At 67.2% G+C, this 11,016-nt stretch carries 7 protein-coding genes; 1 reads left to right on the top strand and 6 read right to left on the bottom strand.

All coding sequences use genetic code 11. From position 1 onward, the window contains the following. A partial coding sequence (locus tag ON44_RS31865; protein WP_040697052.1) for a (Fe-S)-binding protein occupies positions 1 to 2,504 on the bottom strand: 2,504 nt, incomplete at its 3' end. Positions 2,505 to 2,968: 464 nt separating this feature from the next. Here ON44_RS31865 and ON44_RS31860 point away from each other — a divergent pair. Further along, positions 2,969 to 3,712 (top strand): DUF8020 domain-containing protein, encoded by a 744-nt coding sequence (locus tag ON44_RS31860; protein WP_040697049.1) that lies wholly within the window; start codon positions 2,969 to 2,971, stop codon positions 3,710 to 3,712. A gap of 53 nt (positions 3,713 to 3,765) precedes the next feature. On the opposite strand, the gene ON44_RS31855 is transcribed toward ON44_RS31860, so the two are convergent. From ON44_RS31855 to ON44_RS31835, 5 genes are all read right to left on the bottom strand, one after another. Next, positions 3,766 to 4,650, bottom strand: a complete 885-nt coding sequence (locus ON44_RS31855) for an NRDE family protein (RefSeq protein ID WP_040697063.1) — start codon at positions 4,648 to 4,650, stop codon at positions 3,766 to 3,768. A 173-nt stretch (positions 4,651 to 4,823) separates the two neighbouring features. Further along, complete coding sequence (locus ON44_RS31850) at positions 4,824 to 6,143, bottom strand: S1 family peptidase (RefSeq protein WP_444543895.1); 1,320 nt, start codon at positions 6,141 to 6,143, stop codon at positions 4,824 to 4,826. A 106-nt stretch (positions 6,144 to 6,249) separates the two neighbouring features. Further along, on the bottom strand, positions 6,250 to 7,614 hold the full coding sequence (locus tag ON44_RS31845; protein ID WP_040697046.1) for a S1 family peptidase: 1,365 nt from the start codon (positions 7,612 to 7,614) through the stop codon (positions 6,250 to 6,252). 88 nt (positions 7,615 to 7,702) lie between these two features. Continuing rightward, a complete protein-coding gene (locus tag ON44_RS31840; RefSeq protein ID WP_051182669.1) occupies positions 7,703 to 8,833 on the bottom strand; it encodes a hypothetical protein in 1,131 nt (376 codons plus the stop codon). 44 nt (positions 8,834 to 8,877) lie between these two features. Next, on the bottom strand, positions 8,878 to 11,016 hold a 2,139-nt coding region (locus ON44_RS31835), incomplete at its 5' end, for a LuxR C-terminal-related transcriptional regulator (RefSeq protein WP_040697055.1).

Genomic DNA, 11,016 nt, shown 5'->3' with positions numbered 1-11,016 from the left:
CCGGGTGCCTTCGCGGCGCCCTTCATACCGAGACCACCACCTGGTGCTTTGGCCGCACCCTTCATACCCAGACCACCGGGCGCCTTGCCGCCGCCCTTCATCGCCAGACCGCCACCGGCCGGAGCTGCCTTCGGTTCGGCGGGCGCTTCGGCCACGGGTGCCGGTTCGGGTTCGGCGGCAACCGGTTCCGGCTCGGGTTCGGCGGCAACCGGTTCCGGCTCGGGGGCCTGCTTCGGTTCCTGCACCACGGTCAGGTTCTCGGTGAGCTTCGACGGGTCGACCCGGTCGATGGCGTCGAGCATCAACTGCGCGACATCGACGACCTCGACGCCCTGGCCGACCTCGCCGCCGTCCTTACGGGCGGTGACACCGTCGGTGAGCATGACGCGGCAGAACGGGCAGCCGGTCGCGATCTTGGACGGTTCGTTGCCACCGTTCAAGGTGGACAACGCCTCGTCGACGCGATCGATATTGATCCGCTTACCGAGCTGCTCTTCCATCCACATCCGCGCGCCACCGGCGCCACAGCACATGGAACGTTCACCGTGCCGGGGCATTTCGACGAGGGTGGAGCCGGAGGCCTCCATCAACTCGCGCGGCGCGTTGTAGACCTTGTTGTGGCGGCCCAGGTAGCACGGGTCGTGGTAGGTGACATTCTGCGATACCGAGGCGACCGGGATCAGCTGCTTGGTGCGCACCAGCCGGTTCAACAGCTGGGTGTGGTGCACCACCTCGTAGGTGCCGCCGACCTGCGGGTACTCGTTGTTCAGCGCGTTGAAGCAGTGCGCACAGGTGACGACGATCTTCTTGCGCGACGGCTCGACGCCCTCGAACACCGAGTTCAACAGGTCGATGTTCTGCTGCGCGAGCTGCTGGAACAGGAATTCGTTACCCGCCCGGCGCGCGGAGTCACCGGTGCAGGTCTCGTCGGCGCCGAGCACCATGAACTTCACGCCCGCGGTGGCCAACAGCTCCGCGACGGCCTTGGTGGTGCGCTTGGCGCGATCCTCGTACGCACCCGCGCAGCCGACCCAGAACAGGTACTCGTACCCGTCGAAGGAGGCAATCTCTTCCCCATTCGGGGCGGACTGGCCGAAGACCGGGATCTGGAAGTCGAGTTCGTTGATCCAGTTCAGCCGGTCCTTGGCGTTCTGGCCCCACGGATTGCCCTTGTTCTCCAGGTTTTTGAACAACCCGGCCAGCTCGGAGGGGAACTCCGACTCGATCAACACCTGGTAGCGGCGCATATCGATGATGTGATCGACATGCTCGATATCGACCGGGCACTGCTCGACGCACGCACCGCAGGTGGTGCAGCTCCACAGCACCTCGGGGTCGATGATGCCGTTGACATCCTCGCCGCCGACCAGCGGACGCTCGGCCTCGGCCTTGGCCAGCTCGGAGATCTTGGCCAGCTTCGCCTCGTTGGGCTTGCCTTCGCCATCGACCAGGCCGATCTCGTCGCCGCCCATATCCTTGCGGCCACCGGCCAGCAGGTACGGGGCCTTGGCGACACCGTGGTCACGCAGCGACATGATCAGCAGCTTGGGCGACAACGGCTTACCGGTATTCCAGGCCGGGCACTGCGACTGGCAGCGACCGCATTCGGTGCAGGTGGTGAAGTCCAGCCAGCCCTTCCAGGAGAAGTCCTCGACCCGGCCGGCGCCGAAGGTGTCGACATCCGGGTCGGCGGTCTCCATATCGACCGGCTTGCCCTTGGACATCATCGGCTTCGCGGCGCCCAGTGCGACGCCGCCGTCGTCCTCGCGCTTGAAGTAGATATTGAAGAAGGCCGCGAACCGGTGCCAGGCCACACCCCAGTTGATGTTGCGACCGACCAGCAGCAGGAAGGTGCTGCCCGAAACCATCTTGATGAACGCGAAGATGGCGACCATCGCCACGCTGGAGGGCAGCAGCTTGGCCACCTGCATGGTGAAGAAGTCGGTCCACGCCTCGGAGTGGCCGTAGGTGGCGATCTTGCCCGCCTTCACCATGACCATGCCGATGCCCTCGAGGAACACGATCGCCTCGATGACGTACGCCGGGGCGAACCGGGAACCGCTGAATCGCGACAGCCGCGCGGGCACCCGCGGGTGGTTGAGCTGGCGAATGACGATCAGCACCAGGATGCCGATCACGGTGCCGATGCCGAGCAGTTCGTCCCACAGGTGGTAGATGCCCCAGCCGCCGATGATCGGCCAGTGGAATTCGGGATCGAAGGTCTGCCCGTACGCCTCGAAGTACAGGATGAAACCGCCGAGGAAGCCGATCATCACCAGCCAGTGCGCCCAGCCGACCGTGCGGAATTTGTTCATCCGGGTGTGGGCGAGGAATTCGACGATCATCGTCTTGAGGCGCGGGAAGAATGGTCGCCAGCGATCCGGCGCGGGCTGGCCGATCATAATCGCGCGGGTCATTTTGCCGACGCCGCCGACGAATGAAGCCCAACCCAGGAGGCTGAACGCCACACCAATCGTGCCCAGCGTCAGTGTCAGGGCATTCATGTCGCGACCTTTCTTTTGAGGCAACACGAGCGTGGGCGGCGATCTCGCCGCCCGGTTGGCTCGTATCCTAACTGCAGGTAAGTTACCCACCGGTAACTTACCTGTCTACCGTACGATCGCCGGTTGGGTACTGCCCCCTCTTCCTGGGGCTTGACCCGTATCGGGCCTGTGAGGGATTTCACGAAGATCGTGCGATCCGAGTGTCGATCGGGGCGACAACCACCGTAAACGGTGCAACGTGTCCGCTGGGCAGTAAGGACAGGCTTAGTCACGCCGAGATCACAATGTGAAAAACCAATCTCGCATCTTCATGTCGGTTCGATTACGCTCACGACGTTCTGTTTGCTGTGCCTGTCTTTCACACTGCTCGGGGAGAATCCGGGGTCCGACCACCTCGGGTTGATGAGCGCTCTCGCGTGTACGGAAGCGGCGCGTGAACAACCTGATGATGGATTGGAAACTGAATGAATCTCCGCAGCACCACCGCGGCTGCCACGATGGTCATCGGCGCTATGACTGTCGGATTCGGAGTTGCTCACGCCGAGCCCGCCCCTGCGGCTGCTCAACCGATCAGCTACTCCGTCAAGCTCGTGGACAAGACCGTCGTCGCGACCCTCAAGGGAGGGACTTTCGAGCTGACGAAGTCCGACGAGGAATTGAAGGAACCGGACCTCTACACGGTCAAGGACGAACTCGGTAACGCCGTTCTTTCGGTGCCGCTCGACGTCAACGTGGGCGAGAGTCAGACCCCGGTCGACGTCAAGCCGGTTGTGAAGGACGACGGCAAGGTGCTCGAACTGACGCCGGATCAGAGCGTCAAGGTCGAGCAAAAGGCGAATACGGTCAACGCCATCGCCAAGCCGATTGCCTCCCCGGATGAAGACCAGCGGGCAATGAACGAGTTCTCTACTCAGTTCGGCATCGCCACGGCGGTCGGTGGCTTCGTCGGCACCGCCATCGGTGTCGTCGCCGGTGGTGTCATCGGCTGCATCCTCGGCCTGCCACTGCTCGGTGTCGGCTGCATTCCGGCCGCTATCGCGGGCGCTGGTATCGGTGGCATCCTCGGCACCCTCGCCGTCGGTGGTCCGATCCTGACCCTCGCGGGCATCGACCTGATCAACACCCTGCAGGCGGCGCCCGGCACCACCAAGTTCGCCGAGAAGTCGGTGCCGGCCCAGCAGCCTGCGCCGGCCCAGCAGCCGAACTGATCTCGATCGAACTCGACCGGCCCGCTCCCACCCAGGAGCGGGCCGTTTGCGTTTCAGGCCTGACGCTCGCGCAAATCCAAACTGCCGCTGAACATTTCCTCGCCCTTGTGCCGTCCGAAGCGTCCGAAGGAACGCTCGGCCATCTCGAACGAACCGTCCTCGCGCACCAGCAGGACCGTGCTCGCCCTGGTCCCGTGCAATGCGTTGGCGATGAATCTGGCCGAGAGCGTGCGTTCGCGCCGCAGCGGAACTCCGGTGTGCGGCAACAGATCATCGGGCGCCTCGGTGCGATCGGCCAGCACCTCGAAGTAGCGCGCGACATTGCCGGGATCCGATTCGACCACCGTGCGCAGGTCGCTGAGACCGCCGCGCACCTTGGGCCAAATGGGTTGGGGCGCTTCGAATGCCGCCCCCGGGCCGGGTGCGGCCGAGGCGATGAACATGCCGTTGGATACCCCGTGGAAGCCCGGTGTCAGCTCCTGGGGCGGTCGTGCGCTGCGGTTGGAGTGCCACCACAGCGATTCGAGATCCGACACCAGCATGTTGTAGCCGTTGTAGTCGTCGGGGGCGGCGGCTACGTCGAGCACATAATTCTCCGGGGCAAGTAGTTCACGCTGGTCGCCGGTGCCGCGCAGGAAATCCATCAGCAGTGCCCCGCGCGAACGGGCATCGCCGCGTTCGTCTTTCGGATTGCGCACATTGGTGATGGTGGCGAATCGATTGCGGCCCTTGTCGTCCCGTGTCAACCCCAGCCAGGTACCCGGCGGATCGCCCGCAACCTTGCGCAGCGCCCCGAGATCGCGCCCGGCCAGCAGTCCGGACACCTCGGACCACCATCGCATCGACTCGGTCGGGCGGGAGTAGAACTCGTCGCGGTTGGCCGCGACGATCAACCGATACTCCGGATGGACCCGCCAACCGATCAACACCAAACACATGCATTCCAGGATGCCGGAAGGTCGCCGGGCCCCACAGGTCATTGCTGACCTTTTCGAGCGACCTGCAAGCAGTCGCCAGCGGTGCACTCGGGCAACGCGAGTTCAGGGATCGGGCCCGAGGACAGCAAAAAGGCCGACAGCGTCGCCGCTGTCGGCCTTTTTGCGGGGTTCTGCTAGTTGTTGACCTTGAGGCCCGGGTTGTCCGAAAGAACCACGCTGACCGGCTGGGCGAACAGCTGCGGCGCATTACCGGTGAGTGCACCGATCAGATTCGGGATCTCGCAGATCGGGAAGTCGGCCACCGACGACGCGCTGGAGATGCCCAGTGCCATCCGGCCGGACACGATCGCGCCGCCACTGTCACCGGGCAGGGCGCAGATGTTGGCGGAGAATGCCTGGGTGAGCTCCCGGTCGCCGACCTGCACGGTCTGGTCGACGGCGTTCACGATGCCGCAGCTGAAGCCGGTGCGCGCACCGGACTTGCAGACCGGAGCACCGACCACCGGCACGGCAACGCCCTCGACCGCGACCGGCTGGCCGGGTTGGCGCACGAAGTTGTTGCTGAACCGATCCTTGGCCTGATCGTTGATCCGGATGATCGAGTAGTCCTGGGAGCCGAGCACCGACTTCTGGAAGGTGCCCACTTGCGCACCCGCCCGATCGCCTGCCAGCTCGTAGACGCCTGCCGCATTCCCCGAACCCGCCGACGAAATGTCCGGATTGCAGTGGCCCGCGGTGATGTTTACGACGTTGCCTGCCCGGTCCGTGCCGTTGAAGCCGAGCGAGCAGCGCAGCGACGTCTTCCCGGCGATCGAGGCGAAGCCGTCGCCACCGGCCAGCGGGCCGGTCTGCATGGCAGCCGCGACCGGGGTGGTCTGCAGCTGCTCACCGGCGATCGGCGGGACCGTCACGATGACCCGCGACGGGTCGACGAAGTTCGGCATCGGCAGGCCGGCCTGCTCGACCCGCACCGCGATGCTGTTGTTGACGGGATCGACCACCACACCGCGCACCAGCGCGGAGACCGCCTCGGGCTGCCCCTCCAGCCAGCGCTCGAACGCGCTCTTCTCGCCGCGCAGTGCCGCCTCGCTCTTGGCGACGTTGCGGACCTCGAATCCGGCCGACGTGGCCGCCTGGCGCGCCTCATCGGCACCGGGACCCTGTGCGAGCGCCACCACCGCCTTGCCGCCGTCATCGAGCCACGAACCCGCGAAGACCTGCGGGAACTGGCGCTGCGCCGTGGTGGCGAAGGCCGCGAGCTGCTGGGCCAGATCGGCCCGGTGCAGGTACTCCTCGGGGGAGATCTTCAGATCGCGCGCGACCGCGGCGATCAGGTCGGCGGGCAGCGCCGGCTGGTCGGGTTGTGCGTTCGCTACTGCTGCCGTTGGACCGAACAGCAGAATCGCCGCCGAGGCGGCGATAACTGTTTTTCGGACCCGGGTCTGTCGCGCAGCTGATCGGAACTGACCTATACGTGGCAGGAGCATGCCCATACCTTAAAGTGTCCGGGCGGTTATGCCTACTTATGTCGGAATGTTGTTCTGCCCACTAATCGACCGGCGGTCGGTTTATCGGAAATGCGCTGTCCGACAAGCCCTCTCACCCGGCGTTCGGCCGGGTCCGCAGCGATATGCCGGTGCCGACGCCGCCGCCTGCGGACGCGTCGATATCGGCCAGGATCGAGCGGATCGGGATGCCGAGGGTCGCGGTGCCGCCATATTGCGCGAGTGCGATATTGGCCTCGTTGCAGTCGGGCGCGTCGGCGGCATTGGAACCGCTGGTGATGCCGAGGGCCAGCGTGCCGGAGACGATCGCGCCGCCGCTGTCACCGCCGAGCGTGCAGGCCGAGCTGGCGAAGCCGCGCACGGTCTTGCTCACGCCCTCGGCGGTGTACAGCTGTGTTTCGACCCGATCGGCCACCACGAACCCGCAGGTGAAGGTGGAGGACTGGCCCGACTTGCAGACCGGGGCGCCGGTGACCGGCTCGGCGGTACCGGTGATGGTCAGCGTGGTGCCGTTGGCGCCGCGCACCGACGGCTGGTCCATGCCCGCAGTGACCGAGCGCTCGTTGAGCTTGATGACCGAGTAGTCGAGCGCGGTCGGGCCGCCGAGGCGCGCCTTGACGAAGTTACCGAGCTCGATGCTGTTCGGGATGTCCCTGACATTGGGCAGGTAGACCGCGGCGTGCTGATCGTCCTTTTCCAGGTTCGGGTCGCAGTGGCCCGCACTGATGTTCAGCGCGTTACCCGCGGCGTCCACGCTGTTGAAGCCGAACGAGCAGACATCGACGCCGCGCAGCGAGGTGTCCTTCAGCGAGGTCGGCGCGGTGATGTAGGTGTCGCCGCCCATCGGACGGCGTTCGATCGGGCCGCCGCTATTGGGCGAAAGGATGACCTTGACGTTGGCGATCAGGGTCGGCAGGTTCAGCGCGTGGCCGACCGGCGTATTGGCGACCGACAGCACCAGCTGGCTGTTCAGGAAGTCGACCGCGACGGAGTTGATCGACTGGGAGATCTCCTTGGGCAGCGTGTTGATCCACTGATTCAGCTGCATCAGCGAGTTCTCCAGGCTGTTCGCCGAGATCGGGGCCAGATGGGTTTGGTAGCCGTCGGCGGCGGCGATCTTGGCGGCGTCGACCGAGGTGACCGCGACGACCGGCTTACCGTCGGTGCCGAGCCAGGCGCCCGCGTAGGTGTCGGGGCGCTCGCTGCGGAACGACTCCGCGTATTCGCTGAGCTCCTGGGCCTTGGCGGAGCGTTCCAGATACTCCGCGGGCGTCATCTTCAGATCGCGGGAAATGGCCTCGACGAGTTCGGGCGGCAGGTTCTCGGAGGAAAGCTGCCCGGGTGCTGTCGGTTCGGCCGAAGCGGCGTTGGTGACGAGCAGGGGTGCGATGAAAACGGTCGCGGCGAATCCGATCGAGGCTGCCTTGACCGCGGCGCTGCGCGCCACCAACTTGCGCATGAAGTCCCTTCGTCGGCACGGATGTGCCAGCCACTACACCGGTCAGCGGATCACTTTAAGGCACAAACCCGGGTAGGTCGCTACGAAATCAACCAGGAGGTGCCAACTCGAACGGAATCGGCTGCTGCCACGGCAGTTGCGTCCAGGTCGGAGGCGTCCACATCGGGAAGCCGGGACGGGTGGTCGTGGTCCGGCTCGGCCGGGTGGTCGTCGGCGGTGTCGTCGTGGTCGGTGCGGGCGTGGTGGTCGGTGGTGTCGTGGTCGGCGGCTCGGTGGTCTCCGGTTCGCTGCTGGTGATGACGACGGGCGGTTCGGTGCTCGGCGGCGTGGTTTCCGGCACGGTCGGTAGGTCCACCGGCGGCTGCGGGGCCGGGCTCGTCGAGACCTGGTCGGATTTGGCGTCGCGCACCGGCGGCACCGGGGTCGAGCCAGGATCACGGAACAGCACGGCGACACCGATGCCGCCGAGTATCAGGCCGATGCCGACCGCGACCGCGATCAGCAGTGGTGTGCCGCGGTCTTTCTTGGGGGTCGCGGCAGGCGGCGGCTCCGGCGTGGTCGCCTCGACCGCGGTCGGCGCGACCAGCGGTGCGGCAACCGGCATCGCCGCCGAATAGGCCTGCGGCTGCACCTCGGGCGTCGGCACCGCCGGGATGACATCGGTGACCACGGTCGAGTTCTCGGCATTGCTCGGATCCGGCGGGGTCGCGCCCGCCGGGGTCGCCAGCACCGCGGCCAGCGCGGCGCGTGCGGCGTCGTAGGCGTAGGCGTTTTCCGGTGCGACGGCATCGCTGCCGGGAAGATCGCCTTCGCTGACCAGCAGAACCGACTTCAGGCCCAGGTAGTCCAGTGCGTCGCGGAGCGAGAGCACGTACTCCGACGGCCAGCCCGCGGGATAGGTCGCATAGAACTCGGCGGCGCCGTTCAGATGTTCGGCGGTCAGATTGATCAGGCAGAACAGTGCGGTCGCGACCAGATCCTCGGCCCGGTAGGCCTCACCGGCGTCGACGGAGATACCGGCCGGATCGCCGACCGCGGATGCGAATCCGGTGATCGAATGCGTATGACCGGCCGGGGCCGGTCCGCCGAGGACGGTGTCGCCGTCATCCGACATATGCAGGATCGACTCGCGGACGATGAACGTCGGTTCGCCGTTATCGGTGACGATGGCCGCTGTGCAGTTGTCCGCGGCGATGCGCAGGCCCACCCCAGTGGCCATCCTCAATACCTCGCTTCGGCGTCACGGATCGGGCCGCACCCCGATCACACCAGCAGCGAGCCGTGTCCCATGGCGCGGAGCATCGACAATAACTCTGAACGGGAACGGGCACCGATCCGGCGTCGGATCCGGGCCACATGATGCTCCACGGTCTTGGCGGAAATGTACAGGCGAGCGCCGATCTCCCGGTACGTCAAACCGAGTAGGACGAGTTCGGCGACCTCGCGTTCGCGTTCGCTGAGAATCGCCGCGTCGGCGACCGGTTGCGGGGCGGCGGCCTGACCGTTGCCCGAGGTCGCGGCCGTTGCGGTCGGCCGAGCCGCGGGCTCCTGCGGACGGGCGTCGGCCCGGACGGTTCTCGCCAGTTTCAGCAGAGTGGTCGCGGTCGTGGAATCGGCGGCGGCGAGTGCGGCCTCGCTCGCGAGCCGGGCGGCATCCCAGGTCAGCCCGATCTCGCTGAGTCCGGCGACCGCCGCCTGCACCGGAGCCGCGGCGACCTGACCGCGCAGCACCAGCACCCAGGTGCGGCCCGCGTCGGCGAGAATCGCGGCATGCCGGTCACCGGCCTCGGCCGCGGCCTTGAGCAGCCGGGCGTGCGGGAGCAGTTCCTCCGGACTCTCGTGTGCGATCGCGGCCTGCACGCCGTACCAGTGGAAGGCATTGGCCCACGCGGGCGGCTGGTCGAGTCGGCGCAGCAGCGCGAGACTGGCGTCGACCAGCGGTGCGATCCGGCGCTCGTCGCGCAGCCGGATGCCCGCGAGCCACAGTTCGCCGATCGGCAGCAGCGTGAGCAGGTCGGCGTCAACATCGTCGAAGAGCGGATAGGCGGCCTGCCAGGCGCGGGTGAGTGCGGCGTGATCGCCGCCGCGACGGGCCAGGCCGACCGCGACACCGTGCGCGAGCAGGCGGTCGCGGATATCGAGGGAATCCATTTGCAGCGCGGCGGCGGTGGTCGCGGCGGCCTGTTCGTCGCCGCCGAGCATCGCCGCCCAGGCGGTCAGCACCTGCAACTGGTGGCAGCGCAGGCCGCTGGTGGTTGCCCGGCGCAGTGCCTCACCGGCACGACGCGGTTCGCCGGTGCTCAGGCACAGCAGCGTCGCGATGGAGACCGCGGTGCACGGCAGGAACCGATCGGTGCCCGCATCGGCCTGCGCGGCCTGGATGAGCGCGGATACGGCTGTGGCCGTGCCGGTTTTGTCTTCGACGATGGTGCGCGCGAGTGCGGTGGCGATCAGGCGTGCGTGCGCGTTGGCCTCGGTCGGCGGCCACTGCGTCGCCGATTCGGACAGCTCCGCGGCGGCGGTCACCTCACCGGCGAGATACTGCACGGTCGCGCCGACCGCCCAATCCGCGCCGACCCGATGCGCGCCGAGCCAGGAATACAGTTGCGCCGCGCGCCCGACCAGACCGCGGCGGGTCAGCACCGCCGCGTAGATCCGCACGGCCGCAGCCAGTTCCGCGCCGGTGACACCGGGACGAGCCAGCACAGGTTCGGCAAGTCGCATCGCGGTATCGCCATCGCCGGTGCATGCGGCCGCCTCCGCCCAGCGCAACGCGATGACGTCCGGATCTGCGCCGGTCGCCGCCGCGGCGGCGTAGTAGCGCACGGCCTCACGTCCCGCCTTTTCGGCTGCGGCGCAGAGGAATTCGGCGAGACGCTGGTCGCGGACACCGGATTCGGCGAGTAGCAGCGCGGTGTGATCGCGCAGCAGGCCGGCATCCAATCGCGCGTTGAGCAAACGACGCTGCACGGCCACGAAGCGGCGGTCGCCGAGCAGGGTGCGCAGCGGCGTGACGGCGGGTTCGAGCAGCAGATCGGCATCGGTGACCAGCGCGCTGGCCCTGGCCCGGTCGATCAGTTCTTGGGCCGCGGCGGTGTCCACGCCGAGGACCTCGGTGAGTTCGGAGGAGTCCAGGCCGGTGCCGGTGGTGGCGACGACCAGGGTTTCCAGCAGATCGGGCTCGAGGTTGTCCAGGAGGGCGCGGGCCCAGGCGGCGACGGCGTCGTCGACGGCGCGGATTCCGGCATCGAGGCGGGCCGAGCAGGCGGCGGTCAGTGCGGCCACCACGCCACCGCGGCTGCCCGCGGTCTGACGATGGATGTGCTGGGCGACCGGGCGCGGCACCGCCATACCCAGCTCGCGGGCGAACGGGGCGAGTATCGGAGACGCCGAGTGCGCGCA

It is taken from the genome of Nocardia vinacea NBRC 16497 (genome assembly GCF_000308835.1).
GTDB classification, from domain to species: Bacteria; Actinomycetota; Actinomycetes; order Mycobacteriales; family Mycobacteriaceae; genus Nocardia; species Nocardia vinacea.
The sequence above is the reverse complement of the archived record's forward strand: the minus strand, read 5'-3'. Positions and strand labels throughout refer to the sequence as shown.

What these genes read in the sequence shown, in the direction of transcription:
- ON44_RS31860 (WP_040697049.1), top strand. Translation starts at nt 2,969, where the DNA reads ATGAATCTCCGCAGCACCACCGCGGCTGCCACGATGGTCATCGGCGCT.
- ON44_RS31855 (WP_040697063.1), bottom strand. Translation starts at nt 4,650, where the DNA reads ATGTGTTTGGTGTTGATCGGTTGGCGGGTCCATCCGGAGTATCGGTTG.
- ON44_RS31850 (WP_444543895.1), bottom strand. Translation starts at nt 6,143, where the DNA reads ATGGGCATGCTCCTGCCACGTATAGGTCAGTTCCGATCAGCTGCGCGA.
- ON44_RS31845 (WP_040697046.1), bottom strand. Translation starts at nt 7,614, where the DNA reads ATGCGCAAGTTGGTGGCGCGCAGCGCCGCGGTCAAGGCAGCCTCGATC.
- ON44_RS31840 (WP_051182669.1), bottom strand. Translation starts at nt 8,833, where the DNA reads ATGGCCACTGGGGTGGGCCTGCGCATCGCCGCGGACAACTGCACAGCG.